The following is a 25,524-nucleotide window of genomic DNA, read 5'->3' as shown; positions in this document are numbered from 1 at the left end:
CCGGGCGGTAGGATTGTCGGGCTCTGAGTGGAGCGGGAAGTGGAGGCCACCGATGGCTCGTGCGACGTCGAACCGCCCGGCGGCGACCCGGCGCAGGCAACGCTGGGCCGACGGATACGACCCGGAGAACACCCGCAAGTCGTTGATCGCCAGCGCGCTGGAACTGTTCGGGCGTCGGGGTTTCGACCGGACGTCGGTGCAGGAGATCGCCGACCAGGCCGGGCTGACCAAGGGTGCCTTCTACCACCACTTCGAGAGCAAGGACGACCTGCTGCGGCACATCCAGGAGGAGTACCTGGAAGCGCAACTGGCCGCAATCCAGCAGATCGAGTCCGGCAGCGACGACCCGGCGGTGCGGGTGGCGGAGCTCATCCGGTTCAGCCTGACCAGCGTGGCCGAGTACCGGGCACACGTGACGATCTTCTACCAGGAGCGGCGGTACCTCGCCGGAGACATGTTCGCCGAGGTGACGCGCAAGCGTGACGCGGTGGAGGCGGCCTTCGCCGGCATGATCTCCGACGGTATCGCCCGTGGTGTCCTCCGCACGGACATGGACCCGCGGATCGTCACCTTCGGGCTGGTGGGCATGTGTGCCTGGGCGTACCAGTGGCTCAACGTCGACGGTCCGCTCAGCATCGACGAGGTGGCGCGCCAGTTCAGCGCGATGGTGCTCGAAGGGCTCCGCTGAACCGTGCGGGGCCGGTCAGCCGGCGAGCAGTTGGCGGGCCATGACGACGCGTTGCACCTGGTTGGTGCCCTCGTAGATCTGGGTGATCTTGGCGTCGCGCATCATCCGTTCCACCGGGAAGTCACGGGTGTACCCGTAGCCGCCGAGCAGCTGGACGGCATCGGTGGTGATCCTCATCGCCGCATCTGAGGCGAAGCACTTCGCCGCCGCGCCGAAGTAGGTCAGGTCCGGCCCGCCCCGCTCGGACCTGCCGGCGGCCGCGTAGGTGAGCTGCCGTGCCGCCTCCAGGGTCATGCCCATGTCCGCTAGGAGGAACTGGACGCCTTGGAAGTCGGCGATGGCCCGGCCGAACTGTTGTCGTTGCCGTACGTAACCCAGGGCGTAGTCCAGCGCGCCCTGGGCGATGCCCAGGGCCTGAGCGGCGATGGTGACGCGGGTGTGATCCAGTGTCCGCATCGCCGTCGCGAAGCCGGTTCCCGGCGCACCGATGATCCGGTCCGCCGGGACGCGGACGTTGTCGAGGTACACCTCGCGGGTCGGGGATCCCTTGATGCCGAGTTTGCGCTCCGGTGCGCCGAAGCTGACGCCGGGATCGGACCTTTCCACCACGAAGGCGGAGATGCCGCGCGTGCGTGCCGCCGGGTCGGTGACGGCGAAGACCGTGTAGTAGTCGCTCAGTCCGGCGTTGGTGATCCAGCGCTTGACCCCGTTTAGTACCCAGACGTCGCCGTCGCGTTCGGCGCGGGTCCGCATGCCGGCCGCGTCGCTGCCGGCGTCGGGCTCGGACAGGCAGTACGAGAACATCGCCTCGCCCCGGGCGACCGGTGGTAGATACCGCTGCTTGAGGTGCCCGCCGGCAGCGAGCAGTAGCGGCATGGTGCCGAGCTTGTTGCCAGCCGGGATCAGCGAGGAGGTGGCACATGCCCGTGCCACCTCCTCGATGACGATCGCGGTGGCGAGGGCGTCCGCGCCGGCACCGCCGTACTCGACGGGGATGTGCGGGGCGTGGAAGTCGGCGGCGCGCAGCGCATCGTAGGAGGCCTGCGGAAACTCGGCGTTCTCGTCGGCGGCCGCCGCATGTGGCGCGACCTTGTCGTCGCACACCTCTCGTACGGCCTGCCGCACTGCTGCGTGCTCCTCGGGCAGCTGGTACGCCTCGAACACCACGGAACCTCCCTGCTCAGTTATCCGAAGCTGATGATACCATCCGGTCGGAATGAAGAAGGCCGCCGATGGCCGTTCTCCGTTGGAGTGACCATGCGAACCGCATCACGGACGATCGTGCGTAACCCGGGTGACCTGCTCGACCTGGTCGGCGCGGAGCTGGGGGCCAGCGCACCACAGGTGGTGACTCAGCGGCAGATCGACCAGTTCGCCGACGTCACCGGGGACCACCAATGGATCCACGTCGACGTCGAGCGGGCGCGGACCGGCCCGTTCGGTACCACCGTCGTGCACGGATTCCTGACCTTGGCACTCGTCCCGCGCCTGCTCGCGGACATCCTCGAGGTGCAGACCTTCGCCATGGGTATCAACTACGGGCTGGATCGGGTCCGGTTCGTCCGACCCTTGCCGCCCGGTGTGCCGATCCAGGGCACCGCGACGTTGGTGTCGGCCCAGCCGATCACCGCCGTCCCTGGTACCGGGGACGGTGTGCAGGCCAAGGCTTCGGTGACGGTGGAGTTCGCCGATGGGCCGACGCCCTGCTGCGTGGCCGAGATCCTGTTCCGGTACTACAGCTGATCCACGTCGACGATCGGCGACGGCGGGGCGTCACCCGCTCACTCGGTCGTGGTGGCCGACGGACTGACGAACCGCCCCCGGTAGAACGACAACGCCGGCACGTTCGTCGGCTTCAGGTGCACGTGGTCGATGTCGAGCAGGAAGATGACGTGGTCGCCGCTGGTGATCACCTCGTCACGTCGTCCGGCGAGCACCGCCGGTGTGCCGGGCAGCAGCGGAACCCCGTCGGGGCCGGGCAGCCAGGACACCCCGGCGAGTTTCTCCGCGCCGGTCAGCCCGGATGTGGCGAACCGGCGGGCCACGTCCTCCTGGTCCCGGCTGAGGATGTGGATGGCGATCCGTCTGGATCCGACCAAAGTCGGGAAGCTGGACGAGGAACTGGTCACGCAGAACAACACCTTCGCTGGCTGCAGCGAGACCGAGGTGAACGAGTTCACGGTCAGCGCGGCGACGCCGCTCTGGGCGGTGATCGCGGTGATCGCGGTGACGCCGGTGGGGAAGTGACCACACACCTGACGGAACTCCGTCGAATCGAACAGCGGCTCGGCCGTCAAGGGAGGTCACCACCTGGGGGAGGAGTCGTGCCCGGGGCGCAGACCGCCGTCGAGCTGGATGAGGCAAAGTGAATGGCCGCCGGGATCCTTCACCAGGTGAAGGCGTCCGTACGGGCTCCGGACCGGGCCGACGGTCGGCGTCCCGCCGAGCGCGCAGACCCGCCGCAGCGCGTCGTCCAGGCAGTCCACAGCGAAGTAGGTGATCCACTTCGCCGGGATCAGGTTCGGCCATTCGTTGTCGAGTGCCAGCACACCGGCGACCGCGACGTCGCCGAGCATCAGCAGGGTGTACGGGCGGGCGGTGGGCGTGTCTGCCGTCCGCCGGGTGGCGTAGCCGAACAGGGACCGGTAGTAGCTCACCGAGGCGGCGGGCTCCCCGGTGTTCAGTTCGTTCCAGCACAGTGCGCCGACCGAGTTGAGCAGTTGCGCACCGGTGCGTGACTCGCCCTGGTAGAGGCCGAACGCGGCACCGAACGGGTCGATGACGACGGCGCCGGTTCCGGCGGCCGGCAGATATCGCGGTGGGGTGACCAGCTCGCCGCCGAGCTGGACCGCCCGGGAGGCGCTCCGACTCACGTCGTCGACCGCGAAGTAGACGATCCACCCCCGGGGCCGGCCGGCGTGCAGCGCGGCGGCGTCGGAGATGCCGGCCACATCGCGTCCGTCGATGCCACACATCCGGTAGGTGGTGGCACCGAGCCGTTCGGCACGCACCGTCCAGCCGAGTAGTGCCCGGTAGAAAGGTTCGACCTGGTCCGGATCGGGGGTGGCCAGCTCCACCCAGACGGCCTCGCCAGCCTGGAACCGACCGCTCATCGGTCCGCTCCGCGCGCGGTGACACCGGCGACGATGGTGCGCGCCGAGACGTCGTAGACATGATCCGGCCGTCCGGTGGCCCGGCTCGACTCGACCACCTCGACCACCGCTCGCAGCGTGCGGCCGGGTACGGCGAGCAGCGTCTCGACCAGAGCCCCGGCCGCGCGGTCGAGGTCGTCGTCGGCGACGACCTCGGCGACCAGGCCCCAGGCGAGCATCTGATCGGCGGACGCGGTCGTGGCCCCGGTCAGCAGGTGGTAGGCCTGCGGGCGGGGTAGCGCCCGGGCGATCGCGTAGCCGACTCCGGCGGGGGCGAAACCGAACCGGGCCTCGGGTAACGACAGGCGGGCACTGGTCGCGGCGATCGGCAGGTGCACGGCGTCGAGCAGGCCGGCACCGAAGCCGATCACCCGGCCCCGTACCGCGGCGACCACCGGCACCGGGAGTCGCCGGATCCGCCGCAGTGCGGCGTCGCTGGCGCGCAGACTGTCCGCCACCGTCTCCGACGAACTGCCGGCCAGCTCGGTGAACGCCGTGGTGTCCCAGCCGCCGCAGAAGTTCCGGCCGGCCATCTCGAGCTCGACGACCGCGCAGCTGTCGATGGCCGCAGCGGTCTCCAGTGCGTGGACGAGTTCATGCAGCGCGGTGTCGTCGAAGCAGTTGCCGCGGGCCGCGTTGTCATAGCGCACCCGGATGAGGCGTCCGTCGTGCCGAGGGGTGAGGGTAGGGGCCACCGGGGTATCATACATACCGGTCGGTATGTTCACAACGCCGCTGGTTGGCTGGCCTTTGTCACGCGAATGTCATAGTCGAGATACCTGCTTGAACCGTTGACTTGATACCGGCTGGTCGGTACTTTGTGGCGAGCGTCACCGGCGCGCAACGCGGCGACGTGAACGGGTCCATCGCTGTGAAGGACACCCCTGATGATCATGAAAATCCTGCGTTCCCGGCGGCCCCTCGTGGCCGCCGCCGCCATCACTGTCGCCAGCGTCGGCCTGACCGCCTGCGGTGGCACCGAACCCGACGACACCGGTTCGTCCGGCCCGACTGTCATCCGTGCGCTGCTCGCGGCCCAGCCCGCCACCCTCGATCCAATCGTCGGTGCGCGCTCCGCCCAGGTCGTCTGGGCGACGATGCTCGAACCGCTGATCGACACCGGCGACGACCTCGCGCCCACCGACACCGGTCTCATCACCAACTGGACCCGTACCGACGCCACGACCTGGACGTTCACCGTCCGCCCCGACATCACCTTCAGCAACGGGGAAGCTGCCGACGCCGCCGCCGTCGCGAACACCATCACGCTCACCCGCGACACTGAGGGGTCACCGCTGAAGTCCTACTTCGGCAACGTCACCTCGATCGAGGCCACCGACGACGCCACCGTCGTGGTCACCACCGGCACGCCGCAGTACAACATTCCCGACCTGCTCACCACGGTCTATCTGGTCCCACCGGCCTACTACCAGGAGCAGGGGTCCGAAGGCTTCGCTGCGGCCCCGGTCGGCACCGGCCCGTACGTGTGGGCCGGCGCCAACGCCGGTCGTGACATCTCGGTCACCAAGAACCCCGACTACTGGGGCGACGAACCGACGAACGACGGTGTGACCTTCACCTGGGCAAACGAGGCCGCGCAGCGGCTCGCGTTGATCCAGAGCGGGACCGTCGACGTCTCCTTCGACCTACCGCCGGCCCAGGCGCAGGCGGCCGAAGCGGCCGGGGTCGACGTGGTACGCACCGAGACCGCCATAAAGATCATCGCCTTCCTCGACTCGACCAAGGCGCCGTTCGACGACCCGCAGCTGCGTGAGGCCGCGGCCCTGGCCATCGACCGGGACGCGATCGTCAGCGGCATCTTCGACGGCCAGGCCGCTGCCGACGCCGGACTGCTCAACGTCCGGCCCGGCCAGCAACCGCAGGACAGTGTCACCGCCGACCCGGCGAAGGCCGCGCAACTCGTCGGTGACGCCACCCCGGCCGTACAGATCACCTATCCGGCGGCGCAGTACACCAACATCGAAGAGGTCGCCCAGGCGGTGGGCGGCAGCCTCGAACAGGCCGGCTTCACGGTCAGCTACGAGCCGCTCGACTACGGCACCCTGGTTCAGCGGATCATCGGCCGCCAGGTCCCCGGTGTCGCCATCTTCGCCGGAGTGCCCAACGTCGCCGTGCCGGACTACTTCGTCAGCGGCTTCATGAAGACCGCGTCGTTGACCGGCAACTGCCCTGACCCGCAGATCGACCAGCTCGCCCAGCAGGCGCTCGAACAGGACAGCGCCGAGCAGGCCGCCCCGATCTACGAGCAGCTCAACACCATCGGAGTGGTCGAGAAGCACTGCTACGTGCCGCTCTACCGGCAGATCTTCAACTACGCGACCGGTCCCGGTGTCACCGGTGTCGAGTTCGGTCCGCTGAATACCGTGGACTTCACGAAGACGACCCTCTGACGATGACCGGAGCAGCGCAGACGGGGGTGCCCGGCGACCTCGCCGGGCACCCCCGCACCTCGGACACCGACACCGCCGTGCTGGTGGTCGACGATCTGGTCGTCGAGCACCGCGACCGGAGCACGGGGGCGGTGCTGCGCGCGGTCGACCACGTGTCGCTGCGTATCGGCGCCGGCGAGAGCGTCGCCGTCGTCGGCGAGTCGGGGTCCGGCAAGACGACGCTCGCCATGGCGGCCACCGGGCTGGGCACCCGTGGCGACGGGGCAATCCGGCTGCTCGGGCACCAGCTCTCCGCGATCAGTCGGGCACGGCTGCGGCGGCTGCGCCCCGAGGTGCAGGTGGTCTTCCAGGATCCGCACGGATCGCTCGACCCCCGGCAGTCGGTCCGCTCCGGGCTGCGCGAACTGCGTCGGCTGCAACCCGAGCGCACCTCCTGGATCAGCGACACCGAACTGCTCGACCGGGTCCGGCTGGCACCGCAGATCCTGGACCGCTACCCGCACCAGCTCTCCGGCGGCCAGGCCCAGCGGGTCTGCATCGCCCGCGCCCTGCTGATGCGGCCGCGGCTGATCGTGGCGGACGAACCGACCTCCGGTCTCGACGTGTCGGTGCAGGCCGACGTGCTGGCGCTGCTGACCCAGATCCGGCAGAGCACCGGCGCGGCCCTGCTGATGATCAGCCACGACCTCGCCGTCGTCCGCTCGATCTGCGATGTCGTACACGTCATGTACCAGGGCCGGGTGGTCGAGTCGGGGCCGTGCGAGGCGGTCTTCGTCACCCCCCGCGACGACTACACCCGCGAACTGCTCGCCGCGATGCCCGGCGCCCGCTGGAGGTCCCGCCGATGAAGGCCAGCACCGTCCGACGGGTCGGCAGCCGCCTGGCGTCGCTGCTGGCGTCCCTGCTCATCGCGCTGAGCCTGGCGTTCGCGCTCGGCCGGCTTTCCGGTGATCCGACCGTGGCCATCCTCGGACCGATGGCCACCCCGGAGCAGCGGGACGCTCTGCGGCACGAACTCGGCCTCGACCTGCCGCTGGTCGTCCAGTACCTCGAGTACCTGAAGGGCATCCTCACCGGTGACCTTGGCCAGTCGCTGCAGTTCTACCAGGCCAACACCACCCTGATCGCCGACCGACTGCCGTTCACCCTGCAACTGGTCGCCGCCGGCATGGCACTCGCCGTACTCGTCGGAGTGCCGCTCGGGGTGCTGGCCGCGACCCGCGAGGGCACCTGGTGGGACCGCGCCGCCTCCACCGTCGCCCTGCTCGGCCAATCGGTGCCCGTCTTCTGGTTCGGCATGATGCTGGTGGCGCTGTTCGCCGTGAACCTCGGCTGGCTGCCCGCCGGGCAGTCCGGCACCCCGCAGCATCTGGTCCTTCCCGCCGTCACCATGGCGGTGTACCCGATGGCGCAGATCGCCCGGCTCACCCGGGCGTCGATGAGCGAGACGTTGGCCGAGCCGTACATCGACTCCGCCCGGGCCCGCGGGCTGCGCGGCCGGCGGGTCGTGTGGCGGCACGCGTTCAAGAACTCGATGATGCCGATCCTGACCATCGTCGTGCTGCAGACCGGGATCCTGCTCTCCGGCGCAGTCGCGATCGAGTACGTCTATTCCTGGCCCGGCCTCGGCCAGCTGGCGCTGCAGGCCATCCAGTTCCGTGACTTCCCGCTCGTCCAGGCGATCGTCGTCTTCGGCGCGTTGACGTTCGTCCTGCTGAACCTGCTCGTCGACGTGATCCATTCGGTCGTCGACCCGAGGGTGAGGTGACGGCCGTGAGCCGATCCGATCTGCACCCGGCGCCGCCGGCGGCGCAACCGCCACGACGCCCGGCACGGCGGTCCCGTACCTCGGTGTTCTGGCTGTCCCTGCCGCTGGTGGTCGTCGCCGGCCTGGTGCTGGTGTTGCCGCTGACCGGACTGCTGCCCGACACCGGGCAGGACCTGGCGGCGACCCGGCGACCGCCCGCCTTCCTCGACGGCGGAACCTGGGCGCACCCGCTCGGCACCGACAAGCTCGGCCAGGACGTCCTCACACAGTTCGTCTCCGCCGGCCGGCTGACCATTCTGATCGGCCTGGTCGGCGCGCTGGTCGCGATCGGCCCCGGCACCCTGCTCGGCGTGCTGGCCGGCTACTTCCGCGGCTGGGTCGACCGGGTCATCTCGGTGCTCATCGACGCTCAGCTGGCCCTGCCGTTCATCCTGGTCGCCCTCGCGATCATCTCGAACCGGGGCAGTTCGCTGCCGGTGCTGTTCCTGGTGCTGGCGCTGACCGGGTGGGCGGTCTGCGCCCGGGTCACCCGGTCGGCGACCCTGGCGATCCGCGAGCGGCAGTTCGTCACCGGCCTGCGGGCGGCCGGCGCGTCGGAGGCGCGGATCGTCTTCCGACACGTCCTGCCCAACCTCGCCGGCACGGTCGTCGCGCTCGGCACCCTCCAGGTCGGCACGGCGATCCTGATCGAGAGCGCGCTGAGCTTCCTCGGCCTCGGCGTACCGCCACCGAGCGTCAGCTGGGGGTCGATGCTGGCCTCCGGCCAGGACGAGCTGAGCCAGGCCTGGTGGATCGCGCTGTTCCCCGGGCTCGCCATCACCCTGCTGGTGCTGCTGGTCAACCTGTTGGGCGACGCGCTGCTCACCCACCACGACCCACGGAAGAGGCGCCGATGACCGCGCTGCTGAGCGTCTGCGGCCTGTCCGTCGTCGCCCGACTCGCCGACGGCGACCTGCGACTGCTCGACGACGTCGACCTCGACGTGGAACGGGGCCGCATCGTCGGCGTCGTCGGCGAGTCCGGCAGTGGCAAGACCACCCTGGCCCGCACCGTCGTCGGGCTGCTCGAACGCAACGTCGATGTCGAACAGGGCCGGGTCACCCTCGCCGGCGACGAGGTGGTGGCCCCCGGCGTGGACCGCACCGACCGGGTCCGGGGCAGCGCCGTGGGCATGGTCTTCCAGGACGCCTCCCGGTCGTTGAACCCGCTGATGAAGATCGGCACACAGCTCGTCGAGGTGCTGCGCCGCCACGTCCGGGGCATCACCCGGGCCGAGGTCGAGCGCCGCTCGGTGGAGGTGCTGGCGCAGATGCGCATCACCGACCCGGCCCGGGTGCTGGGCAGCTACCCGCACCAGCTCTCCGGCGGGCTGCGCCAGCGGGTCGCCATCGGGCTGGCCGTCGTCACCCGTCCGGCGCTGGTGATCGCAGACGAGTGCACCACCGCCCTCGATGTCACCACCCAGACCAAGGTCGTCGAGCTGTTCCGCACCCTGGTCGACGAACTCGGCATCGGCCTGCTCTTCGTCACCCACGACCTGATGCTCGCCAGCGACCTCTGTGACCGGATCGCGGTGATGAGCAGCGGCCGGGTCGTCGAGCAGGGTGCGGCCAAGCAGGTGTTGGACGAGCCGCAACAGGAGTACACCCGGCGACTGCTCGCCGCCATCCCCTCGTGGAGTTGAAGGAGAACCGCGACACATGCCCGATCAGCCCGGCATCGACGGCTACGCGGTACACCTGCCGGCGTACGCCCTGCACGACAACAGGCTCGACGCGACCGGACCACCCAGGCCGGGCGGTCCGGTGCGCGGCGTCGCCGCCTTCGACGAGGACGCCGTCACCATGGCCGTCGAAGCGATGCGGCACCTCACCGCCGCCGACCACGCCGGTCGGCAGCTGCTGCTCGCCACCACCAGTGCGCCGTACGAGGCGAAGACCTCGGCCGGGGTCGTGCACGCCGCGCTCGGGCTCGATCCGGCCGTCAGCGCGGTCGATCTGCGCGGGCACCGCTGCGGCGCGACCGCCCTCAACCTCGTCGCGTGCTCCGGCGACGCGGCGGTGCTGGCCGACCTGCGGACCACCCGACCGGGGGCACCGGACGAGCTCGCCCAGGGCGACGGCGCCGCGGCGTTCGTCGGCGGCGGCACCCGCGCCGCGACGCTGCTCGCCCGCGCCGGACACACCACCGAGATCCTGGAACGGTGGCGGCTGCCCGGGGAACGGCACGACCGCGTCTGGGACGAACGGTTCACCGCCGACGTCCTCGTCACCGCCGGCCTCGACGCGGCCCGCCGCGCGTTCGCCCTCGCCGGCCTGGACGCCGTCGACGAGGTCGTCGTGTCGTCGTCGAATACCCGCGCCGCCGCGGCGCTGCGGCGCACGCTGGGCGGATCGGGGGCCGACGCGAAGGTCGAACGGGCCACCGGTTTCACCGGTGCCGCCCACCCCGCGCTGCTGCTCGCCGCCGCGTTCGACGAGGCGCGGCCCGGCCGGACGATCCTGCTGCTGTCGGCGACCGAGGGCGCCGACGCCTTCGTCTGGCGGGTCGGCGACGGGGTACGGGAGGCGCGCGGCGGCCCGGCCGTACGGCAGCAGCTTGCCGCCCGGCAACCCGTCGGCTACGGCCGCTACCTGCGCTGGCGCGGACTGCTGGACGTGCAGGGCCCGGCCCGGCCCGCGTCGCCGGCACCGGCGTCGCCGCCGATGTTCCGCCGGTCCGGCTGGAAGTTCCGCCTGGAGGGCAGCCGGTGCGACGCCTGTGCGAAGGTCACCACACCGCCGGCCCGGGTCTGCGCCTCCTGCGGCAGCGCCGCGTCGGGACAGACGCCAGCGACGGTCCCGCTGCGGGACAAGAGCGCCCGGGTCGTCTCGGTGACCAGGGACCATCTGACCACCATGCCGGAACCGGAGGTCGCGGTCGTCGTCGCCGACATCGACGGCGGCGGCCGACTCAGCGCGTACGCGACCGACGTCGCGCCGGGCGACGTGGCCGTGGGCATGGTGATGACGCCGACGTTCCGGCGGCTGTGGACCACCGATTCGATCCCCAACTACTTCTGGAAACTCCGGCCACGGAAGGAGACCACCGATGGCCAGTAGGCGGATGGCCCACGACGTCGCGATCGTCGCGATGGGCTGTACCCCGTTCCGCGACCACTGGCACCGGTCCGCCGACGATCTGCTGGTCGACGCGGTGCACGAGTGCGTCGGGTCGCTGCCCGGTGCCACCCTCGACGACATCGACGCGTTCTGGGTGGGTACCCAGGGCTCCGGCATGTCCGGGCAGACTCTTGCCCGGCCGTTGCGCCTGGTCGGCAAGCCGGTAACCCGGGTGGAGAACTACTGCGCCACCGGCTCGGAGTCGCTGCGCAACGCGGCGTTCGCGGTCGCGTCCGGGGCGTACGACATGGTCATGGCGACCGGGGTGGAGAAGCTGAAGGATTCGGCGTACTCCGGTCTGGCCGCCGTCTACCCACCCGCCGACGGCACCGACGTCGACTGGACCGCACCCGCCGGATTCTCCCTGCTCGCCCCCGCCTATCAGCAGGCGTACGGCGTCGGCGCGCGGGACATGCGCGATGCGCTCACCAAGGTCGCGACGAAGAACCACGAGAACGGCGCGTTGAACGAGCGCGCCCAGTTCCGTAGGGCTGTCTCCGCCGAGGCCGTTGAGAACGCGCCGCGCGTCGCCGGGCAGCTCGGCGTACTGGACTGCTCGGGCGTCTCCGACGGCGCCGCCGCGGCCATCCTGGTCCGAGCCGAGGACGCCTACCGTTACACCGACAAGCCGGTGTTCCTGCGGGGGATGGGGTTCGTCGCGGGCTCGGGCTCGGGTCTGGCCACCGACGGCTACGACTTCACCACCTTCCCGGAGGTGGTGCAGGCGGCGCGACAGGCCTACGACCAGGCGGGTGTCACCGACCCGGCGACACAGATCTCGCTGGCCGAGGTGCACGACTGTTTCACTCCGACGGAGGTGGTGCTGATGGAGGACCTGGGATTCTCCGAGCGGGGCAAGGCCTGGCGGGACATCCTCGACGGCCGGTACGACCGCGGCGGCGCGTTGCCGGTGAACACCGACGGAGGTCTCAAGTCGTTCGGCCACCCGATCGGCGCCACCGGGCTACGGATGGTGTTCGAGTGCTTCACCCAGCTGCGGGGTGCGGCCGGTGCCCGCCAGGTGCCCGACGCCCGGTTGGCCCTCGCCCAGAACCTCGGTGGGCAGCCGGGTTCCTGCGTGGCGTTCGTCGCGGTGCTGGGGAGTCAGCGGTGAACGCCCAGGTGCGCCTCGACGGGCAGGTCGTGATCGTCACCGGCGCCGGCAACGGGATCGGCCGGGCGCACGCCCTGCTGCTGGCCGAACGCGGTGCCCGCGTGGTTGTCAACGATCTCGGCGGGGCGGTGGACGGTTCGGGTTCCTCCGGTGCGGCGCAGCGGGTGGTCGACGAGATCCGCGCCGCGGGCGGCGTCGGGGTCGCGTCGACGGACTCGATCGCCACCGCAGCGGGTGGCGCCGACCTCGTCGCACGGGCCCTGCAGGAGTTCGGCCGGATCGACGCGGTGATCCACAACGCCGGCATCCTGCGGGACGGCACGCTGGCCAAGATGCGCGAGGAGGACGTCGCCGCGGTCCTCGACGTGCATCTCGCCGGTGCGTTCCACGTGTTGCGGCCCGCGTGGGGGCAGATGGCCGATCGGGGGTACGGGCGAATCGTGCTGACCAGCTCGTCGTCCGGGTTGTTCGGCAACTTCGGCCAGGCCAACTACGGGGCGGCCAAGGCCGGCCTGATCGGTCTGATGAACGTGCTCGCGCTGGAGGGTGCCCGCCGGGGCATCCTGGTTAACGCGATCGCACCGACCGCCGCGACCCGGATGACCGAGAACCTCCTCGGTGAGCTGGCCGACCGGTTCGACCCGCAGCACGTCGCTGCGGTGGCGACCTTTCTCGCCTCCGGGCAGTGCCAGCTGAACCGGCACATCCTCACCGTCGGCGGTGGCCGGGTCGGGCGAATCTTCATCGGCGTCACCCCCGGCTGGTACGGCGGGGCCGAGCCGGTCTCGCCCGACGACATCAGCGCGTCGATCGACGACATCTGCCGGCTCGACGACTTCATCGTCCCCGACAGTGGCGCCGACGAGGTCACGCTGATCCAGCGGGCCCTGTCCAAACCCGCCGGCCCAACCGCCTGAGCCGTCAAGGAAGGGAGCCACCATGCCGGTGAGCGAGGTACACCATGTGGCCGTGACCGTTTCCGACGTCGACCGGGCTGCGGATTTCTACGAGAAGGCGCTGGGCTACCGCCGGACGCTGCGGGCCGACGTGGCCGGCCCCGGCATCGAGGTGTCGCTGGGACTGCCCGCTGGCACCACCGGCCGGGTCCAGTACCTGCAGGGGCCGAGCCGCATCGGTCAGCTGGAGCTGATCGAGTGGAACGGCCCCGCGACCCGGACGGCGACCGGTGGACATCTGGAGCTGGGCACCTTCCTGCTCAGCTTCGCGGTGCCGCTGGCGGAGATGGACGAGCTGCACGCACGACTGGTCGAGCTGGGCGCGCAGTGTCTGAGCCCGCCGAATGAGGTCATGCTCGACAACTACGGGCTGATCACCGCGTTCGCGGCCCGTGACCTCGACGGCAACCTGCTGGAGTTCGTGGCGCTGCCGTCCCGGGAGGAGATCCTGGCCCGGCGGCGGGAGGGCGGCAGCTGATGGCGACCAGCAACTTCACCGAAACGCTGCGCCGGCAGGCGCTGCGCCGCGCCGAGCGGGAGGCACTGGTCGACGGGGATTCCCGCTGGACCTATGCCGAACTGGACGCCGACGTCGACCGGCACGCTGCGGCACTGCGCGACGCCGGCATCGTCGACGGCGACCTGGTCGGGGTGCTCGGGCGCAACACCGCCACCTACGTCATCGAACTGCTGGCGCTGAGCCGCCTCGGTGCGATCTCGGTTCCGCTCAACTGGCGGCTGCACCCCCACGAGCAGGCGTACGTCCTCGACCAGGCCGGTGTCACCGGGCTGATCTACGACGACGACTTCGCCGACGTCGCCGCCACCCTGGCGGCCACGACCGGGCTGCGGACGGTCGTGGCCAACGGGGCCCGGGTCGTCGTTGACGCCCGTCGGCTGGCCGATCTGCTCGCTGCGGCGCCGCCCGGGGTACGGGTGCCGGACGCCGAGAAGACCGCTGCCGACGTACACCGGCTGCTCTACACCTCCGGCACCACCGCACGGCCGAAGGGCGTCATCCACACCTGCGGGAACCTCACCGCCAACCACCTGGCGCAGGTGCTCGAACTGGAGCTGACCGCAGCCGACCGGATCCTCGTCTCCGCTCCGCTGTTCCACGTCAGTGGGCTGGAGGCGCCGGGCCTGGCGACGTTCGTGGCGGGCGCGACGATGGTGCTGACCCCGACGTTCAAGCCTGCGGACATCGCCCGGACCGTGGCCCGGGAGCGGATCACCGGCATGGTCCTGGCCGCGCAGATCCTCTTCGGCCTACTCGACCGCGACGACCAGTCGGATCTCGGGTCGCTGCGTTACCTGCTCTTCGCCGGGGTCGCGCCCAGCGTGCGGCGCGAGGTGAAACGTCGGCTGCCGCACGTCCGGCTGGTGGACACCTTTGGCATGACCGAGCTGTGCAACGGCGTCTGCTACCTGGATGCCGCCCACGAACAGTGCAAGGTCGGCGCGCTCGGCGCGCCGTTTCCCGGGGTGCACATCCGGATCGTCGACGAGCACTTCCAGCTGGTGCCGCCCGGCGTGGAAGGAGAGATCATCATCCGGGGCGAGAAGATCTCACCCGGCTACTGGAACGACGACGAGGCCAACCGGCGGACCCGCCGGGACGGTTGGTTCCTGACCGGAGACGTCGGGCGGATCGACGCCGACGGCTACCTGTGGTTCGTCGACCGCCGCGCCGACCTGATCAAGTCCGGTGGGGAGAACATCGCCAGCGCCGAGGTCGAACGGGTCATCGCCGGGCATCCCGACGTCAGCGAGGTCGCCGTCATCGGGGTGCCGGACCAGACCTGGGACGAGGTCCCGAAGGCGTACGTGATCCTGCGCGCCGACGCGACCACCACGGCGGAGGAGATCCGCGAGCACTGCCGGGCCGAGCTGGCCCGGTACAAGGTGCCGAAGTACGTGCAGATCGTGACGTCGCTGCCGCGCAACGACTCCGGCAAGGTGCTCAAGAAGCAGCTGCGCGAGACGGCGGTGACCGGATGAGTACGGCGAACGTCGCCGCGATGCTGGCCGGCAACGCCAGGAGGTTCGCCGACGTCGACGCGTTGGTCTTCGAGGGCCGGCGGTGGACCCACCGCCAGCTCGCCGTCGACGTCGAGGCCCTGGCCGCAGGGCTGGCCGCCGAGGGGATCCGCCGCGACGTCCGGGTGGCGATCATCTCGAACAACGTGCCCGAGTTCCTGCTGCTGTCGCTGGCGTTGTCGAAGCTCGGCGCGGTCTTCGTGCCACTGAACTACCGGCTCACCGCCGCCGAGCTGGCCCAGCTGCTGCGGCACGCGCGGGTCCGGGCGGTCGCGACGGTCCCGGAGTTCGCCGCGTTGACCGACGCGGCGTTGACCGACACCGGATCGAGTGAGCCCGTGGCCGACGTGCGCCGGTTCGCGCTGGAGCCGATCGACGACGACGGCTGGGTAGACGTGCGCGCGCTGATCTGGACCCACCGGGGTGCCCGGGTCGCGGACGTCGATCTCGACGACGCGGCCCTGCACCGGATCGTCTACACCTCCGGCACGACCGGGCTGCCCAAGGGCGTGCTGCTCACCCACGGCAACGTGAACATGAACATGCACGCCCAGATCGTCGAGCTCGGGCTGCGGCCGAGCGACCGGATCCTCAACTTCGCACCGCTGTACCACGTCGGCGGCACCGACCTGCCGGGCTTCGGCATCTGGCATGTCGGCGGCACGATGGTGCTGCAACGGCGGTTCGAGCCGGCGGCGGTGCTGCGGGCGATCGAGACCGAGCGGATCACCGGCATGGTGATGGCGGCGACGATGCTCGACATGGTCCGCCGTGCGGCCGATGCCGCCGTCGATCTGACCTCATTGCGGTGGGTCATCTACTCGCAGGTCACGTCGGCGTTGTTCGCCGTGGCGCGGGAGCTTTTTCCGGACGCGCGGCTGATCGAGGGTTACGGTCTCACCGAGACGTGCGGCGCTCTGACGTACCTGGACGAGGCGCACATGCGGTCCAAGCAGGGGTCGGTCGGCCTGCCCGTGCCGTGGGTCCGGGTGCGGGTGGTCGACGCGGACGGCAACGACGTGCTGGTCGGCGACGACGGGGAGGTGATTGCGCGCGGCCCGAAGGTGAGCCCCGGCTACCTCGACGATCCGCAGGCGACCAGGGCGGCCTGGCGCGACGGGTGGTTCCACACCGGCGACATCGGTCGGTTCGACGCCGACGGCTACCTGTACATCCGCGACCGGCTCAAGGACATGATCCGCAGCGGTGGGGAGAACATGTCCAGCGCCGAGATCGAGAACGTGCTGGCCGACCACCCGCTGGTGTTGGCCGCGTCGGTGGTGGCTGCGCCGCATCCGGTGTGGCTGGAGGTCCCGGTGGCGTTCGTGATCGGTCGACCCGGCCTGGAACCCGAGTCGCTGATCGCGCACGCCCGGCAGCGCCTCGGTGGTTTCAAAGTCCCGAAGGAGATCTACGTCGTGGACGAGTTTCCGACGAATCCGTCCGGCAAGGTGCTGAAGCGGAGCCTGCGGGAGCTGCGGTCGTCGGCGCAGCCGGACTGGACGTACGACCGGTCGCGACGGGACTGACGACTACCGGTGGACGCCCGCGGTGTGCCGCAGCAGGGCCTGGGCATGGACGAGGGAGAACCGTTGGGTGCCCCGGCCGAGTTCGTCCCAGGGCTTACGCCACCGCATCCGCCGGGCGACGTCCCAGGCGGTGGCCTGCCCGTCGGCCCCGGCCAGAGCGCTGACGGCGGCGACCTCGGCGCGGTGCAGCGCGGCCAGCTCGTCGGCGCGGGCCGCGACGTCGCGGTACGGGAACTGGTGGGCCGGGCAGGCGATCGTCGCGCCGAGGTCGCGGATGCGCTGCAGCGTCCGGAACAGGTCCGCCGTCGGGTCGTCGTCGGCGCGGCTGACGATCGCGAGCTGGGTGGGCCCCTCGGACATCATCGTGTCGCCGGTGAAGACCAGGCCGCGGGTGTCGACGTAGACGGTGTGCCCGTAGGTGTGCCCCGGGGCCGGCACGGCGCGGATGGTCACGTCGCCGAACCGGAACTCGGTCTCGTCGGCCACGGCAAGGTCGATCCGCAGGTCCTCGTGGTGCGCGGTGACCGCCACCGCGTCGGCGTACATCGCCTCGACGACGTCGGGTGGGGCGCCGGTCGTCGTGAGGGCGGTGCGCAGTTGGGTGAGGAAACCGCCCCTGCTCCGGCGCATGGTGGCGAAGTCGTCGGCCTGCCCCATGACCACCGAGGCGCCGGACAGCGCCCGGATCCGGGCGGCGAAGCCGATGTGGTCCGGGTGGTTGTGGGTGAGCAGGACGGTGGAGATCGTCTCGACCCGGTGGCCGATCGCGGTGACCGACCCGGTGAACGACTCCCAGCAGCTCGGGTGGTCGTAGCCGGCGTCGATCAGGACACTGCCGTCACCGGTGTCGATCAGGAAGACGGTGACGTAGCGCAGCGCGCTGCCGCGCAGCGGGACCGGGATCGCCCAGACCCCGTCGGTGACCTCGGTCGGAGTCGGCATCCGCCGGGCGTGATAGCTGGCGGCGTGCGCGTCGTTCACGGGTCTGGACATCGCCAGATGCCTCCCTTACTGTGGAAACAACAACATACCGGATGGTCGGAATCTAACTCAAGGAGTCCGATGAGCGACGAGCGGACCGGCTTCCGGCTCTGGGCAGCCGCCGAGCCGGAGCTGTGCGCGATCGTGACTGCCGATGATCGGCAGATCTCCTACGGCGAGATGTACGCCGAGGTGAACCGGATCTCGCACGGCCTGCGCACCCGTGCGGGCCTGCGTGCCGGTGACACGGTCGCGGCGGTGATGACCAACAGCGCCGGCATGGTCGCGCTCTACCTGGCCGCGATGCAGTCAGGGCTCTACCTGGTGACGCTCAACTACCACCTGACCGAGCCCGAGATCGCCTACATCCTCGCCGACAGCGGCGCCAAGGTGGTCGTCTGCTCCGCGCGGGTGGAGCCGGTCGTCGCCGCTGCGGCCCTCGCCGGTGTGCCCGGGGTGCAGGTGTACGTCGACGGATCCCCCACCACCGGTCGCGTCCGCCCGCTGTCGCAGCTCACCGACGGCATGCCGACCGTGAGCCCGGAGCAGACCCCGGCCGGGTCGCTGATGATGTACACCTCGGGCACCACCGGCCGCCCGAAGGGGGTGAAACGACCACTGGCCGGAGTCGACGCCGACACGGGTGCGTCGACCTACCGGTGGTTGTTCCAGGAGTTCGGGATGGAACGCCCAGCGTTCGGATCCTGGCTCGTCTCGGCTCCGCTGTACCACTCGGCGAACATCACCCCCGCGATGGGCGCACTGCACGCCGGCGGCACGATGGTCCTGATGGACGGCTGGACGCCGGAGGGTTTCCTACGTCGGGTCCACGACCAGCGGGTCACCGGGACGAGCATGGTGCCGACCCACTTCTACCGGCTGCTGCAACTGCCCCAACCGGTGCGCGACAGCTACGACATCTCCTCGCTGCGCTATGTCCTGCACGGCGCCGCGCCGTGCCCGCGCGAGGTCAAGCAGCGCATCCTCGACTGGTTCGGCCCGGTGGTCTACGAGTACTACGGCTCGACCGAGGTCGGCACCACCATCGCCCGCCCGCACGAGTGGCTCGCCCACCCGGGCACGGTCGGTCGCCCGGCGTCCATCTCGACGCTGCGGATCCTCGACGAGGCCGGCAACGAGGTGCCGGCCGGCCAGACCGGCATCGTGTACATGCGTCAGGGCTCCGACCGGGTCGAGTACCACAACGACCCCGGCAAGACCGACGGCGCCCGCCGCGACGGGCTGATGACCGTCTGGGACGTGGGCCACGTCGACGCCGACGGTTTCCTGTACATCACCGGCCGGGCCGCCGAACTGATCCTGGTCGGCGGGGTCAACGTCTACCCGGCCGAGATCGAGGCCGCGTTGCTCGGTCACGACTGGATCGCCGACGCCGGAGTCGTCGGCGTACCCGATCCGGAGTTCGGCGAGGTGCCGCAGGCCCACGTCGTGCTGACCGAGAGCGCACCCGACGCCGAAACGGCGCTCGCGCGGATCCGCACCTACCTAGCCGAACGGTTGGCCAAGCCGAAACGTCCGCATTCGTACGTCGTCTGCGCGGCGTTGCCTCGCGATCCCAACGGCAAGCTCTACAAGGCGCGGCTCAACCGTACCCCGGAGGTGTCGGCGTGACCACGACGTGTGAGGTGTCCGACGACAGGGGAGCCTGCCGTGGACTTCGATGACAGTGACAGCGACCTCGCGTTCCGGCGCGAGGCCGGCAGTTGGCTCGACGACGCGCTGCGCGACGTGCCCGATCAGGAGGAGCTGTCCCAGACCGAGCGTGAGCACTGGTCACGGGTGTGGCAGGAGCGGCTCTGCGCCGGCAACTGGGCCGGGTTGTCCTGGCCGGTCGGGCACGGCGGCCGGGGGATGGACTCGCTGGCGCAGGCGGTCTTCAACGAGGAGGCGGCGGTCCGGGGCGCGCCGTACCCGCTCAACGGCGTTGGCATGATGCTGGCCGGTCCGACGATCATCGCGCACGGCAGCGACGAGCAGCAGGCCCGGTACCTGCCGGGAATCCTGCGCGGCGAGGAGTACTGGTGCCAGGGCTTCAGCGAGCCAGGCTCCGGCTCCGACCTGGCGAGTCTGCGTACCGCCGCGACCCGGGTCGACGGCGGCTGGCTGATCAACGGCACCAAGATCTGGACCTCCAACGCGCACAACGCCTCCCGGTGTCTGCTGCTGGCGCGGACCGACCCCGAGGAGACCCGGCACCGGGGCATCACCTACTTCCTGGCCCCGATGGACCGGTTCACCGTCCGACCACTGGTGATGATCAACGGGGACACCGAGTTCAACGAGATGTTCCTCGACGACGTGTTCGTCCCCGACTCCGACGTGCTCGGCGGGGTCGGCAACGGCTGGAAGGTCGCGCTCACCACGCTCGCCTTCGAACGCGGCAGCATGGCGCTGAACCTGTGGGTGTGGGCCCGCCAGGCGGTGGACCGGGTCGTCGATCTGGCGATCGCGCGGGGACTGGCCGACGACAGCACCGTCGTCGACACGATCGGCGCGCTGCAGTGCGACGCCGAGGCGGTCCGGATCGGGTCGATGCGGATGCTGGCGGAGAGCCGTGCCGGTGGCGTCCCCGGCCCGGAGACGTCGGCGCTGAAGAGTCTGTGGGCCGGCGTGGTGCAGAACGCGAACCGGCTCGCGGTGCAGCTCGACGAGGCTGGCGGTGTGCTGCTCGACGGTGCCGGTGCCGCCGCCCGGATGCACCGCTACCTGCGTGCCCGCGCCCACACGATCGAGGGCGGCACGGAGGAAGTCCAGAAGTCGATTCTCGCGGAGCGGGTGCTGAACCTGCCCCGTTCACGTTGAGCGGAGTGGCCGCGTGCACGCGACATTCACCCAGGAACAGCAGGAGATCGGCGAGACCGTCGCGGCCCTCGCCAAGGCGCAGACCGGCGCGGCGCGAGCCGCGCTGTCGGCCGGTTGGCAGCCCTGCGCCGCGGACGGACCGCTGCTGCGCGACTTCGGGCTGCTCGGCGTGCCGGAGTCGGCCGGTGGTGTCGGATCGGCGCTGATCGACCTGCTGGTCGCCGTAGAGGTGCTCGGTGAGCACCTGGTCCCGAGTCGGTTCGCGGCCCACGCGGGTGCCGTACAGCTGCTCTGCGGCGACGACCGACGGTCGGTGCCGCTGCCCGACGAGATCCTCGACGGCCGCCGGGTGCTCACTCCGGCGGTCGACGTGCCGTCCACGCCTGGTTGGCCGGACCGGTCGGTGCCGGATCCGCTGGTGCGGACCCTGGTGCCGTACGCCGCTCAGGCGGACGGGTTCGTCGTCGCCGGTCCCGACGGGGTCTGGGTCGCCGGCGCCGCCACGGTCGCCGAGCGGGCCGAGGTCACCGAACGGCGGTCGTTCGACCCGTCGGTACCGCTGTCGGACGTGTCGCTGTCCATGCCGCAACGGCTCGATCCGGTCGGCACCGGGTTGTGGCGGGCGACCCTGGTGGTCGCCGCCGAGTTGTGCGGCGTCGCGCAGGGCGCGATCGAACTGGCCGCCGAGCAGGCCCGCACCCGGATGCAGTTCGGCCGGGTGATCGGGTCGTTCCAGGGGGTGGCGTTCCAGCTGGCTGAGGCCGCCACCGCGCGCAAGGCAGCGTGGGACCTGACGCTCTACGCCGCCTGGGCGGTCGACAACCATCGTCCGGACGCCGGGATCCAGGTGCACGCCGCCAAGGCGGCGGCGGGGAAGGCCGCGGTCTTCGCCGCCGAGCGGGGAATCCAGGTGCACGGCGGGATGGGTATCACCATGGAAGCGGATCCGCATCTGTTCCTGCGTCGGGCGTTGGTGCTCGACGCCCGGGCCGGCCGTGGCCGATGGCACCGGCACCGGGCCGGCGCGCTGCGGGTCGAGGCGCGCCGGGTGGGTTCGGGGCACCGTACGGACTAGTGCGCTGACCTGCGCAGACCTTGCAGTGACAGAAGCGCAGCGGTAACATACCGGCTGGTCGGAATAAACGAGGAGTGGTCGTGAAGTTCGGAATCATGAACCTGTTCCCGGTGGCCGACGGGGCATCGGACCATCAGGTGCTACGGGAGACTCTCGACGAGATCCAGCTGGCCGACGAGCTCGGCTTCGACTCGATCTGGTTGGCCGAGCACCACTTCTCGAAGTACGGCATCCTCGGCAGCCCGGTCAACTTCGGCATGGCCGTCGCCGAGCGGACCAGCCGGATCACGATCGGCACCGCCGTGCTGGTGCTTCCACTGCACCACCCGCTGCGGCTGGCCGAGGACATCGCGGCGCTCGACGTGCTCAGTGGTGGTCGGGTCACCATCGGGGTCGGCCGTGGCTACCAGCCGGCCGAGTTCGCCGGCTTCGGGATCGCCCTGGCCGAGTCGAAGCAGCGCTACCAGGAGACCCTGGAGGTGCTGCGGTTGGCGCTGACCCAGGAGAAGTTCTCCTACCACGGCGAGATCTACCACTTCGACGACGTCACGACCTACCCCCGGCCGTTCACCCCCGGCGGTCCGCCGATCCTGCAGGGCACGGTATCCCCGGACAGCTTCCGGGAGCGCGGCGCGGTCGGCGAGCCGATCATCACCTCACCGAACTTCACGCCGTTGGGCATCATGCAGAAGAACTTCAGCCTCTACCGGCAGAGCATGCAGGCCAACGGTTTCGATGTCACCACCTACGAACTGCCCTTCATGCAACAGGTGTGGTGCGGTGACGGCGAGGACGGCCTGCGTGAAGCCGCCTCGGCGGCGATGAACTACTACAAGTCCGTCGGCAAGGTGATCCCGGGTTCGGAGGAGGCGATCGAGCAGGAGCGGTCCTACTACGCGGCGGTCGCCAAGAACATCGAACTGCTGACTCTGGAGCAGACCCTGACCCACGGCGGCAACTTCGGCTCGGCGCAGCGCGTCATCGAGACCATCGAGATGCTGCGCGAGCAGCTCGGCATCAACCACTACATCGGCTGGCTGCGCATCCCGTCGCTCGACCGGCGGAGCGCGCTGAAGTCCATGGAGGAGTTCGCCACCAAGGTGATCCCGCACTTTCGCGCGGCGGACCAGACGGGCCGCCGGACCGACGGCCACGACCCGGCCGATGACGTCTTGACGACCTCCGCCGCCCAGGCGGTCATCGGATGAAGGTCAGCTGTTTCCTCAGTGCCCAGTTCGATCCGTCGACCAGCGCCTCCGACGGTATCGACCAGGTACTGGACCAGGCCACCGCCGCCGAGGCGGCCGGCTTCCACGCCGTCTACCTCGGCCACCACTTCCTCGCCAGGTCCGCGTTCGTCCAGCCGGTGCCGCTGGCCGGCTACCTCGCGCGGGCGACCACCCGGGTACGCATCGGCTTCGGGGTGCTGCTCGCACCGCTGCTGAACCCGGTCGCGCTCGCCGAGGACCTCGCCTCCCTCGACGTGCTCTGCCGGGGACGGTTGACCGTCGGCGTCGGTGCCGGCTACCGCAAACGGGAGACCGCCGCGTTCGGCGTGGAATGGACCGACCGGCTGCGCCGACTACGCGAGTACGTTCCGATCCTGCGGGCGCTGTGGAACGGCGAGACGATCGACATCGCCGGCAGCTGGGGCGAAGTCCCCGGCGCGTCGCTGGCGCTGCGCCCGGTGCAGCCCGGCGGCCCGCCGCTGTGGATCGGTGCGTTCGCCGAGCCGGCGGTCCGCCGCGCCGCCCGACTGGACGCGCCGTGGCTCATCGGCCCCAAGGGCACTGACGCGGAGCTCGCCCGACTGCTCGGCGTCTACCGGGGCGAACTCGTCGACCGCGGCTTCACCCTCGACCGTGAGTACCCGATGAGCCGGGAGGCGTTCATCGGCGACAGTTACCCCGCCGCGGTCAAGGCCGTCCGACCGCATCTGCAGCGCCAGTACGCCGGATACCGGTCCTGGGACGGCGCCCAGTCCCTGGACATCGACCGGTATCTGGCGCAGGACTGCCTGGTCGGTTCTGCGGACGAGATCGTCGACAAGCTGCGGCGTTGGGAGGCCGAACTCGGCATCACCGAGGTCTCGCTGCGGCACCAGTTCGTCGGCGCCAGCCAGGCCGAGGCGATGGAGCAGCTCGCCCGCTTCGGTGCGGAGGTCGTCCCCCGACTCGCCGGGCCACGACCCGCGTCGCCAGCCGCGCCGGAGGTCGCCCGATGAGCACCGACCCAGTGATGGCCCCACCGGACGCCGACAATCTGGCCCGCGTGTTGGAACGGCGTCGCGCCGACCGCACCGACGTCGTCGGCCTGTACGGCGAGGACGGTCGGTCGTGGACGTTCGACGAGATCGACCTGCTCGCCGGTGGGGTGGCCGTGGCACTGCGGGCCGAGGGCGTGAGCGCCGGCGACCGGGTGGCCTGCTACCTGACCAACGGCCCGGACATCGTCTTCTTCCTCTTCGGCTGCTGGAAGCTCGGCGCGGTCCCGGTCACCGTCAGCAGTTTGTACAACGCGGCCGAACTCGCCGAGTCGCTGGCCAAGACCAGCCCTCGGCTGCTGCTCGTCGACGGGCGCAGCCCGGACGTGGTCGCCGAACTCGCCAGCGCCAGAGCCGGCGTCGCGATCCGCCGCGTCGCGCAGCTGCGCCCTGCGACCGGTGGCGTCGGGGAAGCGGACGTCGAGCCGCTGCCCTGGCGTCGGCAGGTCCGGGTGCCGGCAGTCGACGTCGACCCGCAGGCCGAGGCCTGCGTGCTGTTCACCGGCGGGACGACCGGCCGGCCGAAGGCGGTCAGCGTCACCCACGGCGGGACCCGCGACTCGCTGATGCGGCTGGCCTGCGTCGCCACCGGCACCGACGCCGAAGGCACCGCCCCGGCGGCGGCCAGGCCGAACCTCATCGCCCTGCCGCTGTTCCACAGCGGCGGTCAGCACTCGCTGCTGTTCGCCTTCTTCGTCGGTCGTCCGGCGGTGGTCTGGGAGAGGTTCGGCGTCGACCGGCTCGCCGACCTGATGGACCGGTTCCGGTTCGACAACTTCTTCTTCCTGCCCACGATGGTCTACGACATCGTGTACGCCGAACGGGACCTGCCCTTCGACGGGGTCAAGTCCGTCCTGGTGGCCGGTCAGGCCATCTCGTGGTCGCTGCGCCGAGCTTTCGAGGAGCGGTACCAGGTGCCGATCCTGGTCAACTACGGATCGACCGAAGCCGGGCACATCGCCGGCTGGACCGGACGGGACATGAAGGCCGGCCGCTGGAAACCCGGCTCCGCCGGGCGGGTCTACCCGGGGGTGGAGCTGGAGATCCGGGACGAGACCGGTGCCGCCCTGCCAGCCGGCCGACAAGGCGAGGTGGTGGTCCGCTCCGCGTTGACCAAGGGCTATGTCGACGACGACGCCGCGTCCCGCGAACTGGTCCGGGACGGCTGGGTGCACACCGGTGACATCGGCTACGTCGACGACGACGGGGTGCTGTTCCTGGTCGGCCGGAAACGGGACATGATCAAATGCGGTGGCTTCCAGGTCTGGCCCGAGGAGATCGAGGACGAGCTGCGCAGGCATCCGCTGGTCAGCGACGTGCGGGTGCTCGGGCGACCGGACGACCGGCTCGGCGAGATACCGGTCGCCCTCGTGGTGCGCAGGACCGACGACGCGGTGACCGACACCGAACTCTCCCATCGCCTCGTTGCGTACGCCCGGGACCGGCTCGCCCACTTCAAGACGCCCCGCCGGATCGAGTTCGTCGCCGCACTGGAACGCAGCGCCACCGGCAAGATCAGCCGAGCGACGCCGGCCACGACGCGGGCGGGTGCGTCCGGATGAG

The 25,524-nt window shown here is 70.6% G+C and carries 24 protein-coding genes; 19 read left to right on the top strand and 5 right to left on the bottom strand.

Going from position 1 to position 25,524, the window contains the following annotated elements; genetic code table 11:
- The first annotated feature begins 52 nt into the window (after window positions 1-52).
- Window positions 53-688, top strand: a complete 636-nt coding sequence (locus O7610_RS08615; RefSeq protein WP_281555200.1) for a TetR/AcrR family transcriptional regulator — start codon at window positions 53-55, stop codon at window positions 686-688.
- Window positions 689-703: 15 nt separating this feature from the next.
- Here O7610_RS08615 and O7610_RS08610 read toward each other — a convergent pair whose 3' ends face one another.
- Window positions 704-1,852, bottom strand: a complete 1,149-nt coding sequence (locus O7610_RS08610; protein ID WP_281555600.1) for an acyl-CoA dehydrogenase family protein — start codon at window positions 1,850-1,852, stop codon at window positions 704-706.
- Between the two features lie 93 nt (window positions 1,853-1,945).
- Here O7610_RS08610 and O7610_RS08605 point away from each other — a divergent pair, with 93 nt between their 5' ends.
- The gene (locus O7610_RS08605) at window positions 1,946-2,431 is read left to right on the top strand and encodes a MaoC family dehydratase (protein WP_289213011.1); all 486 of its coding nucleotides are present in this window, start codon (window positions 1,946-1,948) and stop codon (window positions 2,429-2,431) included.
- Between the two features lie 38 nt (window positions 2,432-2,469).
- Here the strand turns inward: O7610_RS08605 and O7610_RS08600 are convergent, their stop codons facing one another.
- From O7610_RS08600 to O7610_RS08590, 3 genes are read right to left on the bottom strand one after another with little or no spacing between them, the layout of a single operon-like run.
- Window positions 2,470-2,985: a flavin reductase family protein gene (locus O7610_RS08600; RefSeq protein WP_281555198.1), complete on the bottom strand. Its 516-nt coding sequence runs from the start codon at window positions 2,983-2,985 to the stop codon at window positions 2,470-2,472.
- 6 nt (window positions 2,986-2,991) lie between these two features.
- The gene (locus O7610_RS08595; protein WP_281555197.1) at window positions 2,992-3,801 is read right to left on the bottom strand and encodes a VOC family protein; all 810 of its coding nucleotides are present in this window, start codon (window positions 3,799-3,801) and stop codon (window positions 2,992-2,994) included.
- On the bottom strand, window positions 3,798-4,535 hold the full coding sequence (locus tag O7610_RS08590; RefSeq protein ID WP_281555196.1) for an enoyl-CoA hydratase/isomerase family protein: 738 nt from the start codon (window positions 4,533-4,535) through the stop codon (window positions 3,798-3,800). The genes O7610_RS08595 and O7610_RS08590 overlap by 4 nt, the downstream gene beginning before the upstream one ends.
- Window positions 4,536-4,727: 192 nt before the next feature.
- Here O7610_RS08590 and O7610_RS08585 point away from each other — a divergent pair, with 192 nt between their 5' ends.
- Genes O7610_RS08585 through O7610_RS08535 form a run of 11 tightly spaced genes read left to right on the top strand, consistent with a single transcriptional unit; the run spans window position 4,728 to window position 16,819 of the window.
- Window positions 4,728-6,251 (top strand): ABC transporter substrate-binding protein, encoded by a 1,524-nt coding sequence (locus O7610_RS08585; RefSeq protein ID WP_281555195.1) that lies wholly within the window; start codon window positions 4,728-4,730, stop codon window positions 6,249-6,251.
- 2 nt (window positions 6,252-6,253) lie between these two features.
- A complete protein-coding gene (locus O7610_RS08580; protein WP_281555194.1) occupies window positions 6,254-7,099 on the top strand; it encodes an ABC transporter ATP-binding protein in 846 nt (281 codons plus the stop codon).
- Window positions 7,096-8,019, top strand: coding sequence for an ABC transporter permease (locus tag O7610_RS08575; protein ID WP_281555193.1), 924 nt, complete (start codon window positions 7,096-7,098; stop codon window positions 8,017-8,019). The genes O7610_RS08580 and O7610_RS08575 overlap by 4 nt, the downstream gene beginning before the upstream one ends.
- A 5-nt stretch (window positions 8,020-8,024) precedes the next feature.
- Window positions 8,025-8,915, top strand: a complete 891-nt coding sequence (locus O7610_RS08570) for an ABC transporter permease (protein ID WP_281555192.1) — start codon at window positions 8,025-8,027, stop codon at window positions 8,913-8,915.
- The gene (locus O7610_RS08565; RefSeq protein WP_281555191.1) at window positions 8,912-9,703 is read left to right on the top strand and encodes an ABC transporter ATP-binding protein; all 792 of its coding nucleotides are present in this window, start codon (window positions 8,912-8,914) and stop codon (window positions 9,701-9,703) included. The genes O7610_RS08570 and O7610_RS08565 overlap by 4 nt, the downstream gene beginning before the upstream one ends.
- A 16-nt stretch (window positions 9,704-9,719) precedes the next feature.
- Entirely contained in the window at window positions 9,720-11,120 is a 1,401-nt protein-coding gene (locus tag O7610_RS08560; RefSeq protein ID WP_281555190.1) for a zinc ribbon domain-containing protein, read from the top strand.
- Complete coding sequence (locus O7610_RS08555; RefSeq protein WP_281555189.1) at window positions 11,110-12,294, top strand: acetyl-CoA acetyltransferase; 1,185 nt, start codon at window positions 11,110-11,112, stop codon at window positions 12,292-12,294. The genes O7610_RS08560 and O7610_RS08555 overlap by 11 nt, the downstream gene beginning before the upstream one ends.
- Window positions 12,291-13,211: an SDR family NAD(P)-dependent oxidoreductase gene (locus tag O7610_RS08550; RefSeq protein WP_281555188.1), complete on the top strand. Its 921-nt coding sequence runs from the start codon at window positions 12,291-12,293 to the stop codon at window positions 13,209-13,211. Before O7610_RS08555 ends, O7610_RS08550 begins: the two co-directional genes overlap by 4 nt.
- A 22-nt stretch (window positions 13,212-13,233) precedes the next feature.
- Window positions 13,234-13,728, top strand: a complete 495-nt coding sequence (locus O7610_RS08545; RefSeq protein WP_281555187.1) for a VOC family protein — start codon at window positions 13,234-13,236, stop codon at window positions 13,726-13,728.
- Window positions 13,728-15,251: a class I adenylate-forming enzyme family protein gene (locus O7610_RS08540; protein ID WP_289213010.1), complete on the top strand. Its 1,524-nt coding sequence runs from the start codon at window positions 13,728-13,730 to the stop codon at window positions 15,249-15,251. The genes O7610_RS08545 and O7610_RS08540 overlap by 1 nt, the downstream gene beginning before the upstream one ends.
- Window positions 15,248-16,819: a class I adenylate-forming enzyme family protein gene (locus O7610_RS08535; RefSeq protein WP_289213009.1), complete on the top strand. Its 1,572-nt coding sequence runs from the start codon at window positions 15,248-15,250 to the stop codon at window positions 16,817-16,819. The genes O7610_RS08540 and O7610_RS08535 overlap by 4 nt, the downstream gene beginning before the upstream one ends.
- 3 nt (window positions 16,820-16,822) lie before the next feature.
- Here O7610_RS08535 and O7610_RS08530 read toward each other — a convergent pair whose 3' ends face one another.
- Window positions 16,823-17,812, bottom strand: a complete 990-nt coding sequence (locus O7610_RS08530; protein ID WP_281555184.1) for an MBL fold metallo-hydrolase — start codon at window positions 17,810-17,812, stop codon at window positions 16,823-16,825.
- A gap of 69 nt (window positions 17,813-17,881) precedes the next feature.
- Between O7610_RS08530 and O7610_RS08525 the strand changes: the two genes are divergently transcribed.
- From O7610_RS08525 to O7610_RS08500, 6 genes are all read left to right on the top strand, one after another.
- Complete coding sequence (locus tag O7610_RS08525) at window positions 17,882-19,432, top strand: AMP-binding protein (RefSeq protein WP_289213008.1); 1,551 nt, start codon at window positions 17,882-17,884, stop codon at window positions 19,430-19,432.
- 39 nt (window positions 19,433-19,471) lie between these two features.
- The gene (locus O7610_RS08520) at window positions 19,472-20,623 is read left to right on the top strand and encodes an acyl-CoA dehydrogenase family protein (RefSeq protein ID WP_281555182.1); all 1,152 of its coding nucleotides are present in this window, start codon (window positions 19,472-19,474) and stop codon (window positions 20,621-20,623) included.
- Window positions 20,624-20,636: 13 nt separating this feature from the next.
- Entirely contained in the window at window positions 20,637-21,698 is a 1,062-nt protein-coding gene (locus O7610_RS08515; protein WP_281555181.1) for an acyl-CoA dehydrogenase family protein, read from the top strand.
- Window positions 21,699-21,778: 80 nt separating this feature from the next.
- Complete coding sequence (locus O7610_RS08510) at window positions 21,779-22,906, top strand: LLM class flavin-dependent oxidoreductase (protein ID WP_281555180.1); 1,128 nt, start codon at window positions 21,779-21,781, stop codon at window positions 22,904-22,906.
- On the top strand, window positions 22,903-23,922 hold the full coding sequence (locus tag O7610_RS08505; protein ID WP_281555179.1) for an LLM class flavin-dependent oxidoreductase: 1,020 nt from the start codon (window positions 22,903-22,905) through the stop codon (window positions 23,920-23,922). Before O7610_RS08510 ends, O7610_RS08505 begins: the two co-directional genes overlap by 4 nt.
- Window positions 23,919-25,523 (top strand): class I adenylate-forming enzyme family protein, encoded by a 1,605-nt coding sequence (locus O7610_RS08500; protein ID WP_289213007.1) that lies wholly within the window; start codon window positions 23,919-23,921, stop codon window positions 25,521-25,523. Before O7610_RS08505 ends, O7610_RS08500 begins: the two co-directional genes overlap by 4 nt.
- The last annotated feature ends 1 nt before the right edge of the window (window position 25,524 follow it).

Origin of the sequence: Solwaraspora sp. WMMA2065, from assembly GCF_030345075.1 — a bacterium.
Taxonomy (GTDB): Bacteria; Actinomycetota; Actinomycetes; order Mycobacteriales; family Micromonosporaceae; genus Micromonospora_E.
Note: the sequence above shows the minus strand (reverse complement) of the source record. Positions and strands in the feature narration are given on the sequence as shown.